The sequence below is a fragment of the Herbaspirillum sp. Her3 genome (assembly GCF_057961275.1).
The window spans coordinates 4722295-4744603 of record NZ_CM176328.1 but is presented as its reverse complement, the minus strand read 5'-3'; the positions used below and the strand labels follow the sequence as shown (position 1 = coordinate 4744603).

At 64.0% G+C, this 22309-nt stretch carries 20 protein-coding genes; 17 read left to right on the top strand and 3 right to left on the bottom strand.

Features of this window, described 5'->3' with window-relative positions:
* Window positions 1–7: 7 nt before the first annotated feature.
* From ACVC5H_RS21625 to prpE, 8 genes are all read left to right on the top strand, one after another.
* Window positions 8–1090, top strand: a complete 1083-nt coding sequence (locus tag ACVC5H_RS21625; protein WP_489619786.1) for a Nit6803 family nitrilase — start codon at window positions 8–10, stop codon at window positions 1088–1090.
* Complete coding sequence (locus ACVC5H_RS21620; protein WP_489622743.1) at window positions 1047–2129, top strand: MSMEG_0568 family radical SAM protein; 1083 nt, start codon at window positions 1047–1049, stop codon at window positions 2127–2129. The genes ACVC5H_RS21625 and ACVC5H_RS21620 overlap by 44 nt, the downstream gene beginning before the upstream one ends.
* A gap of 1 nt (window position 2130) precedes the next feature.
* Complete coding sequence (locus ACVC5H_RS21615; protein ID WP_489619785.1) at window positions 2131–2694, top strand: MSMEG_0567/Sll0786 family nitrogen starvation N-acetyltransferase; 564 nt, start codon at window positions 2131–2133, stop codon at window positions 2692–2694.
* On the top strand, window positions 2691–3692 hold the full coding sequence (locus ACVC5H_RS21610; protein WP_489619784.1) for a sll0787 family AIR synthase-like protein: 1002 nt from the start codon (window positions 2691–2693) through the stop codon (window positions 3690–3692). The genes ACVC5H_RS21615 and ACVC5H_RS21610 overlap by 4 nt, the downstream gene beginning before the upstream one ends.
* Window positions 3693–4886 (top strand): MSMEG_0565 family glycosyltransferase, encoded by a 1194-nt coding sequence (locus ACVC5H_RS21605; RefSeq protein WP_489619783.1) that lies wholly within the window; start codon window positions 3693–3695, stop codon window positions 4884–4886.
* On the top strand, window positions 4879–5166 hold the full coding sequence (locus ACVC5H_RS21600) for an MSMEG_0570 family nitrogen starvation response protein (RefSeq protein ID WP_489619782.1): 288 nt from the start codon (window positions 4879–4881) through the stop codon (window positions 5164–5166). The genes ACVC5H_RS21605 and ACVC5H_RS21600 overlap by 8 nt, the downstream gene beginning before the upstream one ends.
* A 53-nt stretch (window positions 5167–5219) precedes the next feature.
* Entirely contained in the window at window positions 5220–6503 is a 1284-nt protein-coding gene (locus ACVC5H_RS21595) for an MSMEG_0569 family flavin-dependent oxidoreductase (protein ID WP_489619781.1), read from the top strand.
* 71 nt (window positions 6504–6574) lie between these two features.
* Window positions 6575–8383, top strand: coding sequence for a propionate--CoA ligase (prpE, locus tag ACVC5H_RS21590; RefSeq protein ID WP_489619780.1), 1809 nt, complete (start codon window positions 6575–6577; stop codon window positions 8381–8383).
* Here the strand turns inward: prpE and ACVC5H_RS21585 are convergent.
* The 3 genes from ACVC5H_RS21585 to ACVC5H_RS21575 form a co-directional block, all read right to left on the bottom strand.
* Entirely contained in the window at window positions 8380–9639 is a 1260-nt protein-coding gene (locus ACVC5H_RS21585) for a type II toxin-antitoxin system HipA family toxin (protein ID WP_489619779.1), read from the bottom strand. The genes prpE and ACVC5H_RS21585 overlap by 4 nt on opposite strands.
* Window positions 9626–9961 carry a helix-turn-helix domain-containing protein gene (locus ACVC5H_RS21580; protein WP_489619778.1) on the bottom strand — a complete coding sequence of 112 codons (336 nt, stop codon included), beginning with the start codon at window positions 9959–9961 and terminating at the stop codon, window positions 9626–9628. The genes ACVC5H_RS21585 and ACVC5H_RS21580 overlap by 14 nt, the downstream gene beginning before the upstream one ends.
* Window positions 9962–10097: 136 nt before the next feature.
* Window positions 10098–11030 (bottom strand): LysR family transcriptional regulator, encoded by a 933-nt coding sequence (locus ACVC5H_RS21575; RefSeq protein ID WP_489619777.1) that lies wholly within the window; start codon window positions 11028–11030, stop codon window positions 10098–10100.
* A 296-nt stretch (window positions 11031–11326) separates the two neighbouring features.
* Between ACVC5H_RS21575 and ACVC5H_RS21570 the strand changes: the two genes are divergently transcribed.
* The 9 genes from ACVC5H_RS21570 (at window position 11327) to gcvA (ending at window position 22028) form a co-directional block, all read left to right on the top strand.
* Window positions 11327–12763: an MFS transporter gene (locus ACVC5H_RS21570; RefSeq protein WP_489619776.1), complete on the top strand. Its 1437-nt coding sequence runs from the start codon at window positions 11327–11329 to the stop codon at window positions 12761–12763.
* A gap of 25 nt (window positions 12764–12788) precedes the next feature.
* Window positions 12789–13742, top strand: a complete 954-nt coding sequence (locus ACVC5H_RS21565) for a hydroxymethylglutaryl-CoA lyase (RefSeq protein WP_489619775.1) — start codon at window positions 12789–12791, stop codon at window positions 13740–13742.
* Complete coding sequence (locus ACVC5H_RS21560; protein WP_489619774.1) at window positions 13739–14953, top strand: CaiB/BaiF CoA transferase family protein; 1215 nt, start codon at window positions 13739–13741, stop codon at window positions 14951–14953. The genes ACVC5H_RS21565 and ACVC5H_RS21560 overlap by 4 nt, the downstream gene beginning before the upstream one ends.
* A gap of 60 nt (window positions 14954–15013) precedes the next feature.
* Window positions 15014–16090, top strand: coding sequence for a 4-hydroxyphenylpyruvate dioxygenase (gene hppD, locus ACVC5H_RS21555; protein ID WP_489619773.1), 1077 nt, complete (start codon window positions 15014–15016; stop codon window positions 16088–16090).
* A 213-nt stretch (window positions 16091–16303) separates the two neighbouring features.
* The gene (locus ACVC5H_RS21550) at window positions 16304–17227 is read left to right on the top strand and encodes a LysR family transcriptional regulator (protein WP_489619772.1); all 924 of its coding nucleotides are present in this window, start codon (window positions 16304–16306) and stop codon (window positions 17225–17227) included.
* Between the two features lie 477 nt (window positions 17228–17704).
* Window positions 17705–18424: a class I SAM-dependent methyltransferase gene (locus ACVC5H_RS21545; RefSeq protein ID WP_489619771.1), complete on the top strand. Its 720-nt coding sequence runs from the start codon at window positions 17705–17707 to the stop codon at window positions 18422–18424.
* A 151-nt stretch (window positions 18425–18575) separates the two neighbouring features.
* Complete coding sequence (locus ACVC5H_RS21540) at window positions 18576–19649, top strand: DUF1338 domain-containing protein (protein WP_489619770.1); 1074 nt, start codon at window positions 18576–18578, stop codon at window positions 19647–19649.
* Entirely contained in the window at window positions 19639–21045 is a 1407-nt protein-coding gene (locus tag ACVC5H_RS21535; protein WP_489619769.1) for an FAD-binding oxidoreductase, read from the top strand. Before ACVC5H_RS21540 ends, ACVC5H_RS21535 begins: the two co-directional genes overlap by 11 nt.
* A 98-nt stretch (window positions 21046–21143) precedes the next feature.
* Window positions 21144–22028 carry a transcriptional regulator GcvA gene (gcvA, locus tag ACVC5H_RS21530; protein ID WP_489619768.1) on the top strand — a complete coding sequence of 295 codons (885 nt, stop codon included), beginning with the start codon at window positions 21144–21146 and terminating at the stop codon, window positions 22026–22028.
* Window positions 22029–22309: the final 281 nt, after the last annotated feature.

Genomic DNA, 22309 nt, shown 5'->3' with positions numbered 1-22309 from the left:
GCGGCGCATGAGCATCCACAAGAGAACGGTACGGGCGGCGGCGGTGCAGATCGCGCCCGACCTCGACAGCGAACTCGGTACCGTGGCCAAGGTATGCCAGGCCATTGCCGACGCTGCCAGACAAGGCGCGCAACTGGTGGTGTTTCCGGAAACCTTCGTTCCTTACTATCCGTACTTCTCCTTCGTGCGGCCGCCCTTTGCGTCAGGTCCGGAACACCTGCTGCTCTACGAGCGTGCGGTGACGGTGCCCGGCCCCGTGACCCAGGCAGTATCAGAAGCGGCACGCGCGCATGGCACGGTGGTGGTGCTGGGCGTCAACGAACGCGACCATGGCACGCTCTACAACACGCAGCTGGTCTTCGATGCCGACGGCGAGCTGGTGCTGAAACGCCGCAAGATCACGCCGACCTATCACGAGCGCATGATCTGGGGGCAGGGCGATGCCAGCGGCCTGAAGGTGGTGCCTACCGCCGTGGGGCGCCTGGGGGCGCTGGCCTGCTGGGAACACTACAACCCGCTGGCGCGCTACAGCCTCATGGCCCAGCACGAAGAAATCCATTGCGCCCAGTTCCCCGGTTCCATGGTGGGGCAGATCTTCGCTGACCAGATGGAGGTCACCATCCGCCATCACGCACTGGAGTCGGGTTGCTTCGTCATCAATGCAACCGGCTGGCTGACCGATGAACAGATCGCCGCCATCGAGCCCGATCCCAAGGCGCAGAAGGCGCTGCGCGGTGGCTGCTGCACCGCCATCGTCTCGCCGGAAGGCAAGCTGTTGGCCGAACCCCTGCGCAGCGGCGAAGGCATCCTGGTGGCCGACCTGGACATGGAACTGGTCACCAAGCGCAAGCGCATGATGGATTCGGTGGGGCACTATGCGCGCCCCGAACTGCTGCACCTGGTGATCGATGATCGCCGTACTTCTCCCATGTCTTCGCTGTTCCCGGCGGAACAGCCTGCTCCTGTCACTCATCCTTCCACGAGGTCCCATCATGCAGACAGCCGTCATCCAGTTGCATCCCCAGCGTCCGAGCCGCAAGGCCCCCATGGAGTTGATCTCGGAACTGCAATCCTTAGGACTGCGTCTTGACGATCCCGGCGCCGGCGCACAGAGCCGGCGCGGTGGGGCCGGGCCGTCGGATCACAAGGCGGTCACCGTCGATGGCCATACCGTGATGATCCCGGTTCACACGGCCGGCGCCTGGTCCTCGCCCTACGTGGCGACCCAGCCCGGCGCGGATGGCGCCTCGCGCATCCTGCGCGATGGCGTGGAGGTGGGCGTGGTGTCCTTCCCGCGCCAGCCGCGCTTCTACAAGATGCAGACCTTCGACGGTATCCCCTACGGCAAGATTGCTACCCTGCATGGCGCCGACGTGTTGGCGACCACCATCCTGCAGAGCTGCATCCGTTACGAGAGCCGCCGCAAGTCCTGCCAGTTCTGCGCCATCGGGCAGTCGCTCGCGGCCGGCCGCACCATCCTACGCAAGACCCCCGAGCAACTCGGCGAAGTCGCGCGCGCGGCGGTATTGCTGGATGGCGTCAGGCACATGGTCATGACCACTGGCACGCCCAATGCCACCGACCGGGGCGCGCAGATCCTGTGCGAAAGCGCCTTCGGCGTGAAGTCGGCGGTGAACCTGCCGATCCAGGGCCAGTGCGAGCCCCCCGACGACGACGCCTGGTTCCGCCGCATGCACGATGCAGGCATCGATACGCTGGGCATGCACCTGGAGGCGGTCACGCCCGAGGTGCGCCAGCGCATCATGCCGGGCAAGGCCACCGTGCCCGTGCAACGCTACATGGACGCCTTTGCCGCTGCCGTCGAGGTCTTCGGGCGTGGCCAGGTCAGCACCTACATCCTGGCCGGCCTGGGCGACAGCGACGAGGCCATCCTGCGCATGAGCGAGCAGTTGATCGCGCTGGGCGTCTATCCCTTCGTGGTGCCCTTCGTGCCCATCTCGGGCACGCCGCTCGAAGACCATCCTTCCCCCGATGCCGCCGCCATGCGCCGCCTGCTCGCACCGCTGGCAGAGATGCTGGAGAACGCCGGCATGCGCTCAGGCGATGCCAAGGCAGGCTGTGGCAAGTGCGGCGCCTGTTCGTCCCTCTCTTCGTTCGAAAGGAAATGACATGAGCGACGTGGCTGAAAAAACTGCGCTGGCGCATGAGGTACAGGCCCAGGGCGTGCGCATCAAGCTGGCGCTGGACCGGTGGGAGCGCGAAGAAGCACGCCGCCTGCGCCGTGACGTTTTCTGCACCGAGCAGGGGGTCTTCCGCGACGACGACACCGATGCCATCGATGACATTGCCATGCCCATTGTGGCCGTGCTGGAGCGTGACGACGGTTGCCGTGAAGTCGTAGGAACGGTGCGAATCCACGAATCTGCGCCAGGTGTCTGGCACGGTTCGCGCCTGGCCGTGGCGCAGCATGCGCGCCGTATCGGTTCGGTCGGCAGCGGCCTCATCAGGCTGGCTGTCTGCGCCGCCCATGCGCATGGCTGCCATACTTTCCTGGCCCAGGTGCAGAGCCAGAATGCACCGCTGTTCCGCCGCCTGCATTGGCACACCCTGGCCGAGATCGAGGTGCACGGTTTGCCGCATCATCAGATGCAGGCGGACCTGAACTTCTATCCGCCCATCAGCGATGGCGATATCGGTTTCCTGGTGGGTGGCCGCGAGGAGCGCCGGCCATGAACGCGCGCGACACCTCGTCCTCGCTGGCGCAGATCGTGCAGGATCTGCGCGCCTCGCGCGGCATCGCCCACAAGCGCGATATCGATGCGGTGGTGCAGGCTTTGCCGCTGGCGCCGGCCATGCAGCACCAGGGCCATACGCTGGCCGTGGGCGATGATTGCGCGGCCATTCCCGATGGCGATGGCTACCTGCTCTTTGCCATCGAAGGCTTCATCAACGAGTTCGTCGAGCAGCAGCCGTGGTTTGCCGGTTACTGCGGGGTGATGGTCAACGTCAGCGATATCTATGCCATGGGCGGCCGTCCGCTGGCGGTGGTCGATGCCCTGTGGAGCCGTGGCGGCGAGGCCGCGCAGCCCATCCTCGCCGGACTGGCCGAGGGGGCGCGCGTGTATGGCGTGCCGCTGGTGGGCGGGCACAGCAATCGCCGCAATGACCGCGAGCAGCTGTCGGTGTCCATCATCGGCCGGGCCAGGCGCCTGCTGACCAGTTTCGATGCCCGCAGCGGAGAACACCTGGTGGCCGCCATCGATCTGCGCGGCCGCTTCCAGGAACCCTATGCCTACTGGAACGCCAGTACCGGCGCGCCCGCCGAGCGCCTGCGCGCCGACCTTGAATTGCTGCCCGAACTGGCCGAGCAGGGCCTGGCGCGCGCTGCCAAGGACATCAGCATGGCCGGCGTGATCGGTACCGCCCTGATGCTGCTGGAGTGTTCCGGCAAGGGCGCGGTGATTGACCTTGATGCTTTGCCTTGTCCGCCGGGAGTGGATTTCACACGCTGGCTCACGGCTTTCCCCAGCTACGGTTTCCTGCTCAGCGTGGCCGACGATGACCTGCCTGAGGTCTTGGCGCGCTTTGCGGCACGCGACATCGCGGCCGCCTCCATTGGACGCATCGACGACAGCGGCCAGCTCGATCTGTGCATACAAGGGCAGCGCCTGCCGTTCTGGAATCTCAATGACGAAGCGCTGATCGGCTGCGCTTTGCGCCGGGAGGCATGAATGCAACCGTCACCACACCTGCGCATCGCCATGCTGACTCATTCCGTCAACCCGCGCGGCGGCGTGGTGCATGCGCTGCAACTGGCGGAGAGCTTGCAGGCGCTGGGTCACGAGACCACGCTGTTCGCGCCCGATGCACGCGGCCGTGGACTGTTCCGGCGCGCCGCCTGCACCTTCCTTGCGGTGCCGGGGCCGGTGCAGTGCGCGGACGTGGCTGATATGGTGCGCCAGCGCATCGATGATTACCTGCGCTGCTTCGATCAGATCGACATGGCGCGCTTCGATATCTGCCATGCCCAGGATTCCATCAGCGCCAATGCGCTGGCCACGTTGACGGAGCGCGGCGTGATCGACGGCTATGTGCGCACCGTGCACCATCTCGACCAGTTCGACGATGTGCGGCTGCATGACTGGCAGGCGCGCGGCTATCGCGCTGCCGACCTGGTGCTGTGCGTCAGCCGCACCTGGCAGGACATCCTGCAGCGCGAGCACGGCATCCGTGCCGAGCTGGTCGCCAATGGTGTCGATATGGCGCGCTACGCGCCCCGGCCGGGACAGCATGAGCAGGCCTTGCGACAGTCGCTGGGGCTCACGGGGTCCCCGTTGCTGCTGGCCGTGGGCGGCGTGGAGCCGCGCAAGAACACACTGGGCATCCTGCAGGCCTTCCTGCGCCTGCGCCGCGTCTACCCGCAGGCGCAACTGGTCATTGCGGGCGGCGCCAGCGTGCTCGATCACGCCGGTTACCAGCGCGCGTTCCAGGCCGAGCTGGAGGCAGCGTCCCTGCCTGCCGGAGTCGTGCGCATCTTGGGGCAGGTGGACGATGCCGACATGCCTGCACTGTTCCGCTGTGCCGATGCGCTGGTGTTTCCTTCGCTGAAGGAAGGCTTCGGCCTGGTGGTGCTGGAGGCCATGGCCAGCGGCGTGCCGGTGGTGGTCTCGCGCATCGCGCCCTTTACCGAATATCTCGATGGCGACTGCTGTGCCTGGGTCGATCCGAATGATCCCGCTGCGATTGCTGCCGGCATCGCCCACGCGCTCGACCCGGCTGCACGCACAGCCATGGTGGAGGCGGGTGCGGCCGTGTGTGCGCGGTTTTCGTGGACGCGCTCGGCAAGCCGCCATGTGGCGCTTTATGAAAATTTCATCAGCCGCTGTCCTGTAGCGGCCTCATTCCAAGAGGAACACCATGCCTGAAATGCACTTTCGTGTCCGCTGGCCGGACGATACCGTCACCGATTGCTACTCGCCTTCGCTGGTGGTCAAGGAACACCTGGAGGTTGGCCGCACCTATGCCCTGGCCGAGTTCGTCGAGCGCAGCGCCACGGCGCTGAACATCGGCAGCGAGCGGGTGCGAGAGAAGTATGGTTTTGCCTGCTCGTCGGCGCTGGACCAGTTGCGCCGCATCGAAGAAACGGCGGCCCGCTTCGAGGGCACTGCCGATCCCGTGGTCCGGGTTGAGTCCTTCATTCCCTGATCACCTCATCACCGACTTTCCGTTCAACACGACATCACTGCAAGAGGAACACCATGTCCACCCAAGCCCAAGGCGCAGCGCGCCATCACGGCGTCATCATCATCGGCGGCGGCCAGGCTGGCCTGTCCATCAGCTGGTACCTGAAGCAGGCCGGCATCGATCACCTGGTGCTGGAAAAACACCAGGTCGGCCACGCCTGGCGCCATGAGCGCTGGGACACTTTCTGCCTGGTCACACCCAACTGGCAATGCAACCTGCCCGGTTATCCCTATCGCGGCGACGATCCCTACGGTTTCATGAAGAAAGACGAGATCGTGGCCTACCTCGATGGTTTCGTGGCCAGCTTCCAGCCCCCGGTGCGCGAAGGCGTGACCGTCGAGAAGCTCTGGCGCGTGGGCGAGCGCTGGCACATCACTGCCAGCGATGGCGCCTACACGGCCGATCAGGTGGTGGTCGCCGTCGGTGGCTATCACATCCCGGTGGTGCCACGCGCGGCCGAGCGCCTGCCAGCCGACATCGTGCAGATCCACTCCAGCCAGTACCTCAATCCGCAATCGCTGCCGGAGGGCGAAGTGCTGGTGGTCGGCACCGGCCAGTCCGGCTGCCAGATCGCCGAAGACCTGCACCTGGCCGGTCGCCGCGTGCACCTCGGCGTGGGCGAGGCACCGCGCGTGGCGCGCACCTATCGCGGCAAGGACGTGGTGGAATGGCTGGACAAGATGAAGTACTACGATCTCCCCGTGGACCAGCACCCGCTGGGCACGGGCGTGCGCGAGAAGACCAATCACTACGTGACCGGCCGCGATGGCGGGCGTGACATCGACCTGCGCAAGTTCGCGCTGGAAGGCATGCAGCTCTACGGCAAGTTCGAAGGACTGGAGGGCGACGTGGTGCGTTTCGGCGGTGGTCTCAAGGGCTATCTCGACGAGGCCGATGCGGTCTCTGAAAGCATCAAGGACAGCATCGACAAGTTCATCGCCGCGCAGCAGATCGAGGCACCCACCGAGGCGCGCTACGTGCCGGTGTGGCAGCCCCCGGCGCAGGAAGTGCGCACGCTGGACCTGCGCGAGCGCGGCATCTCGGCCGTGGTGTGGTGCATCGGTTTTCGTACCGACTTCAGCTGGATCGCCGAGCCCATCTTCGACGGCCGTGGCTATCCCGGCCATGAGCGCGGCGTGACCGCCGCCCCCGGCCTGTACTTCCTCGGCTTGCCGTGGCAATACACCTGGGGCTCGGGACGCTTCTCCGGCATCGACCGTGATGCGCGCTACCTGTTCGATCACATCACGGCCTTGCGCGCCCAGGCCGGCCAGCCGGCACTGTCGCAAGCGGCCTGAGCGAGACACGCATGCATTGGCCAGCACATCCGGATCCCGTGGAGGCTGCCGCCTCCGCCTATGGACAATTGATGCTCCGTTCGCAGCAAGACCCGCAGGGTTTCTGGCGCGAGCAGGCGGAGCGCATCCACTGGCAGCGCCCGTTCGATCAGGTTCTCGACGACAGTCGCGCGCCGTTCGCGCGCTGGTTTGCCGGTGGGCTGACCAATCTCTGCTACAACGCGGTGGATCGCCATTTGCCAGCGCGTGCACAGCAGCCGGCACTGATCTTCGTCTCGCAGGAGACCGGGCAGGAGCGGGTGCTGAGCTACGCCCAGCTGCATCGCGAGGTCAATGCCATGGCAGCCATCCTGCTGGAGCGCGGCGTACGGCGCGGCGACCGGGTGCTGGTCTATCTGCCCATGGTGGCCGAGGCCGCCATCACCATGCTGGCGTGTGCGCGCATCGGTGCGGTGCATGCCGTGGTCTTCGGCGGGTTTGCACCGGCCAGCCTGGCAAGCCGTCTGCGTGATGCACAGCCGGTGCTGGTGGTGTGTGCCGATGCCGGATTCCAGAACGGTGTGGCGGTCAGCTACAAGACCTGGGTGGACGAGGCGCTCGATCTTGCCGGGCAGTCCGCGCAGGTGCTGGTGGTGGACCGGGGCCTGCTGCCCTGGCAGAACGCGGTCGGGCGCGACCATGACTATGCCGACCTGCGTGCGCGCCATTTGCAGGCCGAGGTGCCCTGCGTGTGGCTGGAATCGAACGAGCCATCGTATCTGCTCTATACCTCCGGGACCACCGGCCAGCCCAAGGGCGTGCAGCGCGACACCGGTGGTCACGCAGTGGCGCTGGCCACGTCGATGGCGCTGCTGTTCCAGGGTGCGCCGGGGCAGACCATGTTCACCACCTCCGATCTCGGCTGGGTGGTGGGCCACAGCTATGGTGTCTATGCGCCCCTGCTGGCGGGCATGAGCAGCCTGCTCTACGAGGGCTCGCCACTGCGTCCGGATGCGGGTATCTGGTGGCGCCTGGTGGCGCGCTACCAGGTCGGGCTGATGCTGTCTTCGGCGACCGCGATGCGCCTGCTCAAGCGCGGCGGACGGCGCCTGTTCGATGCTGCGGATCTGTCCTCGTTGCGCTGCCTGTTCCTGGCTGGCGAACCACTGGACGAACCGACCACGGCCTGGCTGGAAGAGGCACTGGGCAAGCCCGTCATCGATCACTACTGGCAGACCGAGACCGGCTCGCCCATCCTCGGCCTGCCGCTGACCGACCTGGATGGCCGTACCCCATTGCGGCGCCAGCGCGGGTCGCCAGGGCTGGCAGCGGCGGGCTATTGCCTGGAGCTGGTTGATGAGGACAGCGGCCGACCCTGTGCCGTGGGCAGCAAGGGCGTGCTGATGGTGCGTGGTGTCTTGCCACCGGGATGCCTCAGTACCTTGTGGCAGCGCGATCAACAGTACCTGCGTACTTACTGGAGCCGTGGAGAGGGACAGTGGCGCTATGCCACTTTCGACTTTGCGCTGGCCGATGCGGGTGGCCATCTGCGTGTGTTGGGCCGCACTGATGATGTCATCAATGTGGCGGGCAAGCGGCTCGGTACGCGCGAGATCGAGGAGGTGTTGCTGGAAGATGCGGCGGTGGCCGAAGTGGCCGTGGTCGGTATGGATCATCCTGTGCGGGGGCAGGTGCCGGTGGTCTTCCTGGTGCTGGATCCTCTTCCCGATGAGGCGGGATGGCAGTTGCTGCAAGCCCGCCTGCGCAAGGCCGTGGTCGCCGCCATCGGCAAGATGGCGCGGCCGCACCGGATGATTCTCACGAGCGAATTGCCGCGTACGCGCTCGGGCAAGGTGATGCGGCGGCTGATCAGGGAGACGATTGAAGGCGCAGCAAGCTAACTGTTGTTGCGCTCTTGCCCGCCGCTCAGGATGGCGACGTTGTGAGACAAGCGTTCGCGCAGCATGGTTTGCCATTCCTGATCGAGGCGATCTGCAAGCTCGTCAAAGCTGGCCGTGATGCGTGCCAGCAGCTTGTCGAGCCAAGTTGCGGCCTCCTCGCGACTGGCAAATCCGAAACGATGTGCGTCAGCCAGAACTGCGTCTCGGGAAATATCGAAGCGCCCCTGTGATAGCTGCATGTGCAGACGGGCGGGCGTTTCCACCGGGTTCGGCACCACGTCAAACGCTGGTGCGAGGCGCCAGCGGCGTTCGTCTTCCTGATAGACGATCGCATGATTGCGCACATGGTCATCATCGTTGCCGCAGACGGCATTGAACACCATGCGCCCAAACAGTTCGATACGGTCTTCACTTGGCGCGCCCGCCAACCTGAGTTCTTCAGCCAGACGCGGATAGCTCCAGCGGTCCGTCTCGTGACGCCCCGGGTATTCGGCCTGCAGCAAGGAGGCGGCGCTCACGCACATGTGGCGTTGCTGACCTGTGCGGTCAAACCTGAGAACCCGTACCGTCTTTCTGCCGCCGGCTTCGGCGTGATAGACGGTTTCAGCAAAGTGCAATCCGCTGGCCCTACCCCATTGCTGCCCGACGTGCTCAAGCAGGGGAACAGGGCCAGCGTCTGTGGCAATCTCCGGCTTGATCAGCCAAAACTGTCCGTTGTCGTCTCGTACCGTCGCTTTGGGCCGCGCACCGCCGACGCTGGCGGTCTGGACCAGCCGTTTGCGAATGCTGGCACGCAGAGCAGGACGATGCTCCGCCAGTGCTGCCAGTTCTTCAATCACCTCATTGAGTTGAGGCAGGCCAGGTGTGTTCATTTGCGCACTGGGCGGCTTGGCACTTGTGCCTACGGCGAGCGCACCCCAGCGGTCCAGATTGCTGGCCTTGAGCAGGTATTGCAGCGGCGGAGCATCTTCCGAAAGATTGTGTTCGCGGCGCAGCAGCGCTTGACCCCAGGCATCCGGGCAGGCATCGCGTAATACGTCATGCAGGCCTTGATACCGTTGTGCCCGGAAATCCCTGTCGGGCAAGAACCTCAAGTTCTGCGGGTCAATGGTCCAGGTATGCCCGGCCTCGATGTAAGAGGGGGCATACCTGAAAAATCCTTCGCCAGGACCGCCCGTCTTGTACCGGCCAACGGTGACCCATTCGCCATTGTCGGGACGTTGCAGATAGACGTAGACCGGTTTAGAAATAGTCATCGTCGTCAGCTCCCTTTTTCTCCCCGCTGGTTCTGACACGCTGACCGTAGTCACCTTGCCAGAGCTCGGCAGGCAATGCCGGTACGGCCTGGTCGAACAGGCCCAGCGCAAGAAGCGCAGTCAGATAGGCTCCCACGCCGGCACCGGGATCGCCTTTTTCCATCCTGGCCAGCGTCACCCGCGAGATTCCCAGCCGGGCAGACAGATCAATGGCAGTGATGCGCTGGCGCAGGCGCTGGGTGGCAATACATTTGCCCCAGGTCGTCAGGCGTTCCTGTACCAGCGTTGGCCAGTCCTGCGCCGTGGAGAGTTTCTTGGGCATGCTTTTCTCCGTTCATAGATATGACATTATAGGGTTTAATGTATTATCTATGTTCGCCTATTATTTATGCTTTGTATTGTAGATATAACTTTATATGGTTTAATATCACATCTATGATGCGCATGATATTGACTCATCACCGCCTCACCCTCCCTTTGATCCCGTCCGATCCCGCCCCCTGCCTGGCCAGATGCTCCACCAGACGCCGTGCCGGCACCGACAGGCCTTCCCGTTCGCGGAAGCAGATGGAAAATTCCCGCTGCGCCCAGGCATCCTTCAGCGGGATCATCTTCACCTGCGAAGCCGATGCATACAGCGTACTGATCTCCACCGGGATCACCCCGACGGCCAGGTTGGCTGCCACCACCCGGAAGGCTGCATCGAAATTGGAGACCAGCACCCGATAGCGCACCGGCCGCCCGATCTGCGCCGCTGCCCGCTGCAACATGACCACCACCGCGCTGTCCGGCCGCATGCCCACGTGTTCGTAGTCCAGCGTGTCTTCATAGCGCAGCGATTTGCGCCGCGCCAATGGATGGTCGCGGTGCACCGCCAGGGCCAGGCGGTCCTGGCGATAGGGCAGCTGCTGCAATTCACCCAGGTCGGCATGGTTCCAGCACACGCCGATGGCCGTACTGCCTTCGCGCATGTTGCGCAACAGGTCATTGGTGAGGCACTCCTCGATGTCGACCTTGATCTCGCTGTTGACCGGCTCGCGCATGAAGGACGAAATATCCTCCAGCAGCGATTCCGCCATCGCCGATGGCGTGGCCAGAATGCGGACCTTGCCCTTGATGCCGCCAGCGAATGCGGTCACGTCCGTCTCGATGCGCTCGGCCGCAAAGAGCATCGTGCGCGCATGATCGATCAAGGCCAGGCCCGCCGGGGTCGGCTGTACGCCGCGCCGGGTGCGCACCAGCAGGCGCACGCCCAGGTTCGACTCCAGCTGCGCAATGCGCTTGCTGATCGCGGAGGCGGCAATGTGCGATTGCTCGGCCACCCGTGCCATGTTCTGTTGCTCGCAAACCGCTACCAGCAATCGCAATGTCGTCAGATCCAGGTCTCGCATGTGCCTTTCCATTTCGGAATGTCAGAGCTTCCAATATAACGCTGTAAATCATTTTGGAGAAGTCTAGAATCCTGTTCAGGCCTCGTCCCGTGATCCACGACGATCAGCGGGCCATCGAGAAGGCCACCCAAAACAGCTCGCCGGCAGCACCGGCGAAACACAACAGGAGACACGCAGTGACCCACCCCAGCTTATCGCCCTCATTGTCTTCTTCGGCACCAGTCACGTCTTCGGTCCGCTAGGACCGTCGCCACGATTCCACCATCGCGCCTGCCCGCGCAGGCCAGGAGAACATGATGAGTACACCTTCCTCGGCGTTGCCCTTCCACGCCAATGCCGCCACCGTGACCACGGCCGGCTCCGCTTCCGACATCATCGCCCGCATGGACCGGCTGCCCGTGACCCGCAGCGCGTGGATCCTGGTGCTGCTGATTTCGCTGGGCGGCTTCTTCGAAATCTACGATCTGGTCTTTACCGGCTACATCGCGCCGGGCATGGTCAAGAGCGGCCTGCTCAGCACCACCACCGCCCATTTCTTCGGTTCGCAAGGCATCGGTGCTTTTATCGCCGCCACCTTCGCCGGCTTGTTCGTCGGTACTTTCTTCTTCGGCTTCCTGCCCGATAAATATGGCCGGCGCGCCATCTTTACCGTCTCGCTGCTGTGGTATTCCATCGGCTCGCTCGTCATGGCTTGCCAGACCAGCTCGGAAGGCTTGCTGCTGTGGCGATTCCTGACCGGCATCGGCGTCGGCATCGAGATCGTCACCATCGACAGCTACATCACCGAAATCGTGCCGCAGCACATGCGCGGACGCGCCATGTCGCTCAACCAGGCAGCCATGTTCATGGCCGCACCGACCGCCGCCATCCTGTCCTACTGGCTGGTGCCGCTGACGCCCTACGGTATCGATGGCTGGCGCTGGGTGGTGGTGATCGGTTCGGTGGGCGCCGTGCTGGTCTGGTTCATCCGCCGCTCGGTGCCGGAGAGCCCGCGCTGGCTGGCGCAGAAGGGACGCTTTGCCGAAGCCGAGGCAGCGATGCAGCGTATCGAGGCCAATGCCCGGCGCGATTGCGGCCACGAGCTGCCCGCACCCCGACCCGTGGTGCAGCAGCCGGTGGAAGAGAAGGCTTCCTTTGGCGAACTGTGGCAACCGCCTTACCGTGGCCGCTTCATCATGCTGCTGGTATTCAACTTCTTCCAGGCCATTGCCTTCTATGGCTTCGCCAACTGGGTGCCCACGCTGCTGATCGCGCAGGGCATCACGGTGACCAAGAGCCTGCTGTATTCCTTCATCATCGCCTTCGCCAGTCCCATCGGTCCCCTGCTGGTCATGACCGTGGCCGACAAGATCCAGCGCAAATGGCTCATCGTCGGCGGTGCGGGAGCGGTGGTCATCTTTGGCCTGAGTTTCTCGCAGATGACATCGGCGGTTCCGCTCACCATGCTGGGCATCCTCATCAGCCTGTGCGGATCGATGATCTCAGTGAATTACCACGCCTATCAGACCGAGCTCTTCCCGACCCGCATCCGCTGCCAGGCGGTGGGCATGGTGTATTCCTCCAGCCGGGTCGGCGCCATGCTGTCCGGGTTCCTGATCGCCTTCTTCCTGCGTGACTTCGGTGTCACCGGCGTGTTTGCCGGCATCACCGCGGCGATGCTGGCGGTAATGATCTCGATCGGTTTCTTTGGTCCCAAGACCAATGGCGTTCGTCTGGAAGAACTCTCCAAGTAACCAAGCACGTGAAGGAAATCAGAGCATGAACAGCCGCGGCAACAAGGTCATCGTCCAGGAAGTCGGATTGCGCGACGGGCTGCAAAGCCTCTCGCAGGTCATGGCCACCGACGACAAGAAACGCTGGATCGACGCCGCCTACGCGGCCGGCGTGCGCCACATCGAAGCAGCCTCATTCGTGCCGCCGCGCCTGTTGCCGCAGATGGCCGATGCGCAGGAAGTCATCGCCCATGCGCTGAGCTATCCCGGCCTCACGGTGACGGCCCTGGTGCCCAATCTGAAGGGCGCGCAGCGTGCGCTGGAGGCGGGCGTGCATCGCATCGTCGCGCCCGTCTCGGTAAGTGCGGCGCATAGCCAGGCCAATGTACGCAAGAGCCCGCAGGAGATGGTGGAAGAACTGCACCGCATCCGTCTGCTGATCGACGAGGCGCCCGCCAGGCCCATCCTGATCGCAGGACTGTCGACCGCCTTCGGCTGCACCCTGCAGGGGCAAGTGCCGGTGGATGAGGTCGTGCAGGTGTCTCGGCTGGTGCTGCAAGCGGGTTGCGATCTGCTGGCACTGGGCGATACGACCGGCCACGCCACACCCGGCCAGGCAGACGATGTGCTCAGGGCGGTCCGCCAGGTCGCCGGGGACAAGCTGGCCATTGCGCACTTCCACGATACGCGGGGCCTGGGACTGGCCAATACCCTGATCGCACTGGAGCATGGCATCCGCGAATTCGATGCCACCCTGGGAGGCATCGGCGGCTGTCCCCATGCGCCGGGGGCGTCCGGCAATATCGCCACGGAAGACCTGATCTTCATGCTCGACAGCCTGCACTATCACAGCGGCATCGACCTGATCCAACTGCTGGCCATGCGCGAGTTGCTGCAACAAAGCCTGCCGGGCGTCCAGCTCTACGGCAGCCTGGCCCGCGCCGGCCTGCCGCAGGGCTACGCCACCCCCCATCCCCTTTCTGAAAAGGCCGCAGCATGAATACCGCACATCAGCCTGACCAGGCCGCCAGCGAAGACTTGCCCCTGAAAGGGATTCGCGTGGTCGAGATGTCCCACATGGTCATGGGACCGACCTGCGGCATGATCCTGGGCGACCTCGGTGCCGACGTGATCAAGGTCGAACCGCCGCGTGGCGATGGCACCCGGCGCCTGCTGGGTGCAGGCGCCGGTTTCTTCCGCACCTTCAATCGCAACAAGCGCAGCGTGACCCTGGACATGGAGAGCGAAGAGGGCATCGCCGCCCTGCAGAAACTGGTCAGCAGCGCCGACGTCTTCATCGAAAACTTCAAGCCCGGCCGCATGGCTGCGCTGGGCATCGATTATGAGAGCGTGCGGGTCCACAATCCCAAGGTGATCTACGTTTCCCACAAGGGTTTCCTGAAAGGTCCGTACGACAAGCGCCTGGCCCTGGACGAGGTGGTGCAGATGATGGCCGGCCTGGCCTACATGACCGGCCCGGTCGGACGCCCGCTGCGTGCCGGCAGCTCGGTCAATGACATCATGGGCGGCATGTTCGGTGCCATCGGCGTGCTGGCGGCCTTGTACCAGCGCCGTGACAGCGGCCAGGGCAAGGAGGTGCAGAGCGCGCTGTTCGAGAACTGCGTGCTGCTCTCGGCCCAGCACATGCAGCAATACGCGGTCACCGGCCAGCCCGCTGCCCCGATGCCGGCGCGCATCAGTGCCTGGGCGGTGTATGACGTGTTCGAGCTGGCAGGCGGTGAGCAGATGTTCATTGCCGCCACCGGCGATACCCAGTGGCGCGCCTTGTGCGAACTCATCGAACGCCCCGACCTGCTGGCCGATGAGCGCCTGCAGACCAACAACCAGCGGGTGCTGCTGCGCGAGTGGCTGTTGCAGACCCTGCGTACCACCCTGATCGGCCTGGACGGCGCGATGCTGGGGCCGGAGCTGGAACGGCGCGGTATTCCTTTTGCGCCGATCTCCCGGCCGGAAGAGTTGTTCGACGATCCGCATCTCAAGGCCAGTGGCGGCCTGGCCAGGCTGACCCTGGAAGACGGCAGCCAGACCGATATGCCGTTGCTGCCGATCTCGCTCAACGGCCAGCGCCTGCCACCGCGCCGCCCGATTGCGAAGATCGGTGAGCACACACACGAGATCATGCGCGAGCTGGGCTACAGCGACGCGCAGATCGACGTCTTCTGCCGCGAACGCCTGAAGCAGGCAAGCTGAGCACGCTGCACAAGCGCACGCGTGCATTGATTGAATCACCTTCACCATCAAGAGAGAATCATGGCTGATCTGTTCGATAATCCCATGGGCCTGGCAGGCTTCGAATTCGTGGAATTCGCTTCGCCCCAGCCCGGCCTGCTGGAAACCGTCTTCACCGCAATGGGCTTTGCCAAGGTCGCGGTACACCGCTCCAAGCAGGTGAGCCTGTATCGCCAGGGTGGCATCAATTTCATCATCAACCATGAGCCGCGCAGCCACGCCGCCTACTTCGCCGCCGAGCATGGCCCGTGCGCCTGCGGCATGGCGTTCCGGGTCAAGGATGCGCACCGGGCCTACGCCCGTGCACTGGAACTGGGCGCGCAGCCGGTCGATATCCCGACCGGACCGATGGAGCTGCGCCTGCCGGCCATCAAGGGCATCGGTGGGGCACCGCTGTACCTGATCGACCGTTTCGCCGAGGGCAGGTCGATCTACGATATCGACTTCGAATTCATCGAGGGGGTGGAGCGCCATCCCGAGGGTGCCGGCCTGAAGGTGATCGACCACCTGACCCACAATGTCTACCGCGGCCGCATGAGCTACTGGGCCGGGTTCTACGAGCGCCTGTTCAATTTCCGCGAGATCCGCTACTTCGACATCAAGGGCGAATACACCGGCCTGACCTCGCGCGCCATGTCGGCCCCGGATGGCATGATCCGCATCCCCTTGAACGAGGAATCGGCCAGGGGCTCCGGCCAGATCGAGGAATTCCTGATGCAGTTCAACGGCGAGGGCATCCAGCACATCGCGCTACTGACCGATGACCTCATCGGTACCTGGGATCGCCTGAACCAGGCCGGCACACCGTTCATGACGGCGCCGCCGGCCACTTACTACGCGATGCTGGAACGGCGCCTGCCGGGACACGGCGAGCCGACCGAACAACTGAAGACGCGCGGCATCCTGCTCGACGGTTCCAGCGCCGAAGGTGGACAGCGCCTGTTGCTGCAGATCTTTGCCAAGCCGCAACTAGGCCCCGTGTTCTTCGAATTCATCCAGCGCAAGGGCGATGAAGGCTTCGGCGAAGGCAATTTCAAGGCATTGTTCGAATCCATCGAACGCGACCAGATCGAGCGCGGCGTGTTGCAGACGACGTAGTTCCAGGTAGAAACACGGCATGAAGCGTTTCCCGCGAACCGGCGACGTCCGGATCTGCGGCGACGTGATCGCAATAATGCCGTGTCGCATCCCGTCAAACGAGAAAAAGGCCCTGATCTCCTGCTTAGCTCATCTGCTCATCACATCTGTACTCGCGCTATAGTCCACCGCTGACCATTCGACTCCTGCCGCGAAACGATGAAAAACAATGCCATGGATTACCTGCCCCGCATGGTGATCTTTTCCCGCGTCGTCGAGCTGGGCGCCTTTTCCAAGGCGGCTCGCGAGCTGGGTCTGACGTCCTCTTCGGTCAGCCAGCACATCAGTGCACTCGAATGCATCCTCGGTGTGACGCTGCTGCACCGGACTACCCGCAAGCTGAGCCTTACCGAAGCCGGCCAGGGTTTCTATGCGCATTGCGCGCGCATCGTTGCGCTGGCCAATGAGGCAAGGGATGCCACCGAGAGCCTGCACAAGGAACTGGTCGGTGAGTTGCGTATCGCTTCCTCCAGTTTCATGGCGCCCGAATACCTGGTGCCGGCGCTGGACGATTTCATCCGCGCCCATCCCCAGTTGAGGATCAGCATCGACGTATCCGACCAGAATGTGGACCTCATGGATCACAGCGTCGACCTGGCCCTGCGGGTAGGCCGGACCCCGGGCCCCGGCGATATACCGCTGGCGCGGATGGAGGCGGTGCTGTGCGCCGCACCCGCCTATTTGCAGTCCCATCCGGCCATTCGCCGTCCGGAGGACATGCTGCATCAGCAATTGCTCTACTTCAGCCCGCACGGGCCGGGGGCGGCCGTGGAACTGACCCTGCGCGACCATGCCGGGCAGTGCGCACAGCTGCGGCTGCTTCCCCGCATCACCGCCAATCATGCACGCTCGTTGCGACAACTGGCCGTGCAGGGACATGGCATAGGGCGCTTCCTGCGCAGCAAGGTACAAGCGGACCTGGACGCCGGCCGGCTGGTGGAAGTGTTGCCGGACTGGTCGCTGGAGGGCTATTGGGCGTTCATCACGACCCGGCATCGCGACGCCATGCCCGCCAAGATCCTGGCTTGCATCGCCCAGCTCAAGGCTTACTTCCAACACCGCCACCCTGGCGAGCACAAAGCTTTTCCGCCCGGTTGATCGGGGCAATTTCGTCAGCAAGTCTGCCAGGGCATTTGCTGCAGTCTGCGCGCCCAGGCTGTCGCGCGCCCTGCGCATTGCTCCCTTGCCCCGATTCTTAAGCTGGATTAATGAGTTTGTTCGCCAAACGATGGCTAATCAAATGGCCCCGCTTGTAATACAGTGGCCCCTGCCATTCCCTGCCGGATACGTGTCGGGGGGCACTGCGAGCCAGGCGCTCGCGCCGGCGTGGCGCTGTCCCGGAGGGGGAGATTGGATAGCGCCGGATTGCAGGGAGGAGGGGGGCGATGCCGACAATCGCAGGATGCACCCGACTTCTCTCTCGGGAATGGCCGTCAATGGATAGATCATGCATCTGCTCGGCATCGTGATCGACATTGGCATGCAAACGCACTGCAGGAGGCGCATCGTGCTGCCCGGACAAATAAGGTAAGCTTTGGTTTTGCGCCGTATGGACGTGCGAAGGATGGTTGCACCATGGCTGGTACCGTAATACCGTCTGACCAAACCTTGTTCCTCAACGCTTATTACAGTGCGTGGTCCAGCCACTGGCTCGACCGCACGCACCTCGATAAGGTAATCAACGCATCGTCAAAAGTACTATGGATCGGCAGCTATTTTGAGCTGGCCAGATCCATAGCCGATTCATGTTGGGTCATCGCTGATCTGGACCCGGAGATGTTGGCCATCGGGCGCCAGCGACTCAGCAACGTGGCGGCCGTACAGGCGGACATCACACAGCTTCCCTTTCGAGAATGTTTCGACACCATTGTAGTGCTGGGCGCGGTCACGGCCTATCTTCACAGCGATACGCTGGTAGAGCGGGCAGCTCAGTCACTCAAGGCGGCGCTTGCCAGGCATCCGTCAGCGCGTCTGCTCATCGATGCCTACGACATTGATTCAATACACTCCTCAACATACTTTGATTGTCGAGGTGAATGGACCTTTGTAGACGCCCGCTATACCCATCTGGCGCAAACCCGGAGATCAGCTGGAAGAAATGACATATTCCTGTCTACCCTGACTCTCTCGAAAGAAGAGGGGCAAGAACGTAGGACTGAGCATTTCCAGTTTTATCAGCGCGCCCATGCCGGCTGCCAACTGGCTGAATCGTTCAGAGGCCAGGGGCTCAGACTCATCGAACATCACGCAGATTCTCGGCATGGCCGCCTCTATCATACGTACACCCATATTTAGAGCCTGCTTGGCAGAACGCTTTGGACGCCTGCCCAACAAATGTCTTCCATGAGTAAAAGGCATCGAACCCTCAGAAATAATCGTTTTATTCCGACCCCGCGCTGCCCTTACCATGAGGCTATCTCATAGTCACCCGGTCAAAGGCACGCAAATGACGATCTCCGCGCAGCACAGCAATCTCCATCAACTCCTGCTTTCCCATTACGGCGATGAAGCCCTGGTCCGGCGCCAGTTCGCCCGCCTGGATGTTCCGGCATCGACCCTGCGCCCGGCCGCGCAAGACGTCTCGCGCCTGGAGCTGGCCCAGGCCCTGAACATGCTGCTCTTCGAAGGCTTGCTGGAACAGGTCGCCACCGGCCGCGATTACGTTGCCGATGCCGAGCGCGAAGGCGTGAAGATCTGCTTCGACCACGGTGCCGTGCGTACCGTGCGCCTGGGGCGCACGACCGGCTTTCCCGATGGCGAGGCGCTGTTCACCCAGGTGCTGCTGCCGCTGGGCTACCAGCAGACCGGTACCTATCCGCTGGCCCGCATCAAGATGACCGGCCGCGTCTATACCCACATCGACGATGCCGAACACATCGCCCAGTTCTTCGTCAGCGAATTGCATCCGGAACAGTTCTCGCCGGTATTCCAGCAGACCGTGGAGGCGGTACTGGCCAGCGCCCGCAATCCGCTCCCGGAGGAGGTGCAGGCGCTGCTGGCCAAGCTCTCTGCCCGGGGCCAGCTTTCCATGGACGAGGCCAGGCGCCTGCTGCCGGCGATGCTGAAGTGCTTCGCCCGCCACCACGACCTGCCGACCCTGGCCCAGTACGAAACCCTCAAGGCCGAGTCCGCCGAGATGGCCTGGATCTCCACCGAAGGCAGCGCCTTCAATCACGCCACCGACCGTGTGGCCGATGTGGTGGCCACCGCCGAGCGCCAGCGCCAGCTGGGCCGTCCCATCAAGGACCAGGTGGAGGTCTCGCGCAATGGCCGCGTGCGCCAGACCGCCTTCCGTGCCGTCAAGGTGGATTACCAGCTGCAGGGCGAAGATGGCCAGCCGGTGGCCGTGACCGTGCCCGGCTCCTTCTACGAATTCATCTCGCGCGACTATTACGCCGATGAAGCCGGCCAGCGCAAGCTGGACCTGAGCTTTGACAGCGGCAACGCCCAGGGCATCTTCAAGATGACCGAAGCGGTGGCTGCCGGTGCGGCCAGCGGCGAGGCGGCCAGTGTCTGCTGAAGCCACGCTGGCGCGCCTGCAAGACCTGCTGGGCAGCGCCGGCCTGGTCACTGCGGCACCCGAGCGCCAGCCCTATGAACACGGGCCGCGCTATGGTGCCGGGCAGGCGCTGTGCGTGGCGCGTCCGGCCGATGTGGCGCAGGCCGCCGAGCTGATGCGCCTGTGTGCTGCCGAGCGGATCCGCCTGGTGCCGCAGGGCGCCAACACCGGCCTGGTCGGCGCGGCTTCGCCTGACAGCTCCGGCCTGCAGGTGATCCTGAGCATGGAGCGCATCAAGGGGGTGATCGATATCGATCCGGTCGATGGCGTGGTGCAGGCCTGGGCCGGTACCCGGCTGTCGGACCTGAACCAGGCGCTGGCGCCGCACGGGCTGTGCTTCCCCATCGACCTGGGCGCCGATCCCTCGGTGGGCGGCATGCTGGCGGCCAACACGGGCGGCGCACGCCTGATCCGCTATGGCGACGTGCGCCACAACACGCTGGGCCTGCAAGCCCTCTTGATGCAGCCGCCCGGCGAACTGCTGGAGATGAGCAACCGCTTGCACAAGAACAATACCGGCCCGGACTGGAAGCAGCTCTTCATCGGCACGGCCGGCAGCTACGGCATCGTCACCCAGGCCGTGCTGCGTGCTCATCCGCTGCCACGCCAGCGCGCCACCGCGCTGATCGTGCCGGCCTCGCTGCAGGCGGGTTTGCGCCTGCTGCAGGATGCCCAGGCGCAGTTCGCCGATTTCCTCTCGGCCTTCGAAGGCATCTCGCGCAATGCGCTGGCCTCGGCGCTGCGCCATTTGCCGCAGGTGACCGCGCCCTTCGACCCGCTGCCCGACTATGCGCTGCTGGTGGAAGTGAGTTCGTCAGCCGAAGCCAGCGAACACTTCGATCTGGACAAGCTGTTCATGGCCTGGCTGGAACGCCATTTCGACGATGCCATCCTCGATGCCGTACTCGACAAGCCCGAGACCCTGTGGCGCCTGCGCCATGCCATCAGCGATAGCGTCAAGCAGGAAGGCAAGATCGTCGCCTTCGACATCTCGGTCTCGCGCTCGCGCATGCCGGCCTTCCGTACCGAGGCGCTGGCCCTGGTCGCACGCGACTTCGCCGGTGCCGAGGTATTCGACTTCGGCCACTGGGGCGATGGCGGTGTGCATTTCAACCTGGCCATCGCACCTGCGCATGAGCCGCAGTTCCCGCCCGAACGCATCGACGCGCTGCGTACGGCGCTCTATGACCTGGTGGTGCAAGGCTACCAGGGCAGCTTCAGCGCCGAGCACGGCATCGGTCCCTTCAACCAGCATTACTACCAGCGTTATACGCAGCACGCCCAGCGTGCACTGGCTGGTCGCATGCAGCCGGTATTCGATCCGCACTGCCTGCTGGGCAATACCCGCTTCACATGACGATGACGGCCCATGGCCAGGCTGGAGGGAAGGGCAGGCCATTTGCTATAGTGCGGAGTCCTTCAGCCACTTCGCCTTCAGCCAGCGGAATTCGTCCCATGCGCCGTTTCATCCCGTCAACGTCCTGCCTGATCGCCTTCGATACCTCGGCCCGGCACATGTCGTTCACGAAGGCGGCCAATGAGCTGCACATGACGCAGGGCGCGGTCAGCCGCCAGGTGGCGATCCTGGAGGACTATCTCAACGTCAAGCTGTTCGAGCGCATCAACCGCCGCCTGATCCTCACCGAGGCCGGCCGCGACTATGCGGCCCAGGTCTCCACCATCCTGAAGCAGATCGAGATGGCGACCTTCCAGGTCATGACCTACAACAGCCTGGCCAGCGTGCTCAACCTGGCCATCCTGCCGACCTTCGGCGTGAAGTGGCTGATCCCGCGCCTGGCCAAGTTCGCCGCCGCCCATCCGGACGTGCTGTTGAACCTGAGCACGGAAGTGCTGCCCTTCGATTTCAATACGCGCCAGGTGGATGCCGCCATCCACTTCGGCGAACCCGACTGGCCCGATACCGTGATGGTGCGGTTGATGGGCGAGGAAGTGGTACCGGTCTGCAGCAAGGCCCTGGCCGAACGCCTGCCCACGGTGGACGACCTGGCCAACGTCACGCTGCTGCAGCACACCACGCGTCCGCAAGCCTGGCAGGACTGGTTCCGCCATGTTGGCGTGGATTGTCCCAACGCCTTGTCGGGACCGCGTTTCGAGCAACTGGCCATGGTCATCCAGGCCGCCGTCGCCGGCATGGGCGTGGCGCTCATGCCCAAGTTCATGGTCGAGACCGAGATCAGCCTGGGGCAGTTGCACGTGCCTTTCCCGCTGGCGGTCAAGAGTCCGCAATCCTATTACCTCGTCTATCCCGAAAAGAATGCCGGCAAGGCCGCCATCCTCAAGTTCCGCGAGTGGATCCTGAGCGAAGCGCAGGGCGGCTGAGGCCCTTCGCCCGCGTGCATCGATTCGGTGCGCGCATTTTCCCATGCTGACTAAAACTCATGGCGGTGCGCTTTGCATGTGCGCTCAGGTGATCGGCCGGGCAGGCCATGGTCGCCTCGCGAGCAGCCTCCGGCGCGGCCCCGGCATCTGCTCGGAAAAGCCCGTTCCATCGGCGCTTCCGGGCGATGTGAAGTGATGCGCCGCACCATCCTCGCGCATCCGCTCCCATTCCCGCGCGCCAGGGCAGTGCATTCCAAAAACTCATGATGTGGTGAAATTTT

Excerpts from the sequence above, each read along its gene's own strand:
- ACVC5H_RS21625 (WP_489619786.1), top strand. The coding sequence starts at position 8 with ATGAGCATCCACAAGAGAACGGTACGGGCGGCGGCGGTGCAGATCGCG.
- ACVC5H_RS21620 (WP_489622743.1), top strand. The coding sequence starts at position 1,047 with ATGGAGTTGATCTCGGAACTGCAATCCTTAGGACTGCGTCTTGACGAT.
- ACVC5H_RS21615 (WP_489619785.1), top strand. The coding sequence starts at position 2,131 with ATGAGCGACGTGGCTGAAAAAACTGCGCTGGCGCATGAGGTACAGGCC.
- ACVC5H_RS21610 (WP_489619784.1), top strand. The coding sequence starts at position 2,691 with ATGAACGCGCGCGACACCTCGTCCTCGCTGGCGCAGATCGTGCAGGAT.
- ACVC5H_RS21605 (WP_489619783.1), top strand. The coding sequence starts at position 3,693 with ATGCAACCGTCACCACACCTGCGCATCGCCATGCTGACTCATTCCGTC.
- ACVC5H_RS21600 (WP_489619782.1), top strand. The coding sequence starts at position 4,879 with ATGCCTGAAATGCACTTTCGTGTCCGCTGGCCGGACGATACCGTCACC.
- ACVC5H_RS21595 (WP_489619781.1), top strand. The coding sequence starts at position 5,220 with ATGTCCACCCAAGCCCAAGGCGCAGCGCGCCATCACGGCGTCATCATC.
- prpE (WP_489619780.1), top strand. The coding sequence starts at position 6,575 with ATGCTCCGTTCGCAGCAAGACCCGCAGGGTTTCTGGCGCGAGCAGGCG.
- ACVC5H_RS21585 (WP_489619779.1), bottom strand. The coding sequence starts at position 9,639 with ATGACTATTTCTAAACCGGTCTACGTCTATCTGCAACGTCCCGACAAT.
- ACVC5H_RS21580 (WP_489619778.1), bottom strand. The coding sequence starts at position 9,961 with ATGCCCAAGAAACTCTCCACGGCGCAGGACTGGCCAACGCTGGTACAG.
- ACVC5H_RS21575 (WP_489619777.1), bottom strand. The coding sequence starts at position 11,030 with ATGCGAGACCTGGATCTGACGACATTGCGATTGCTGGTAGCGGTTTGC.
- ACVC5H_RS21570 (WP_489619776.1), top strand. The coding sequence starts at position 11,327 with ATGAGTACACCTTCCTCGGCGTTGCCCTTCCACGCCAATGCCGCCACC.
- ACVC5H_RS21565 (WP_489619775.1), top strand. The coding sequence starts at position 12,789 with ATGAACAGCCGCGGCAACAAGGTCATCGTCCAGGAAGTCGGATTGCGC.
- ACVC5H_RS21560 (WP_489619774.1), top strand. The coding sequence starts at position 13,739 with ATGAATACCGCACATCAGCCTGACCAGGCCGCCAGCGAAGACTTGCCC.
- hppD (WP_489619773.1), top strand. The coding sequence starts at position 15,014 with ATGGCTGATCTGTTCGATAATCCCATGGGCCTGGCAGGCTTCGAATTC.
- ACVC5H_RS21550 (WP_489619772.1), top strand. The coding sequence starts at position 16,304 with ATGGATTACCTGCCCCGCATGGTGATCTTTTCCCGCGTCGTCGAGCTG.
- ACVC5H_RS21545 (WP_489619771.1), top strand. The coding sequence starts at position 17,705 with ATGGCTGGTACCGTAATACCGTCTGACCAAACCTTGTTCCTCAACGCT.
- ACVC5H_RS21540 (WP_489619770.1), top strand. The coding sequence starts at position 18,576 with ATGACGATCTCCGCGCAGCACAGCAATCTCCATCAACTCCTGCTTTCC.
- gcvA (WP_489619768.1), top strand. The coding sequence starts at position 21,144 with ATGCGCCGTTTCATCCCGTCAACGTCCTGCCTGATCGCCTTCGATACC.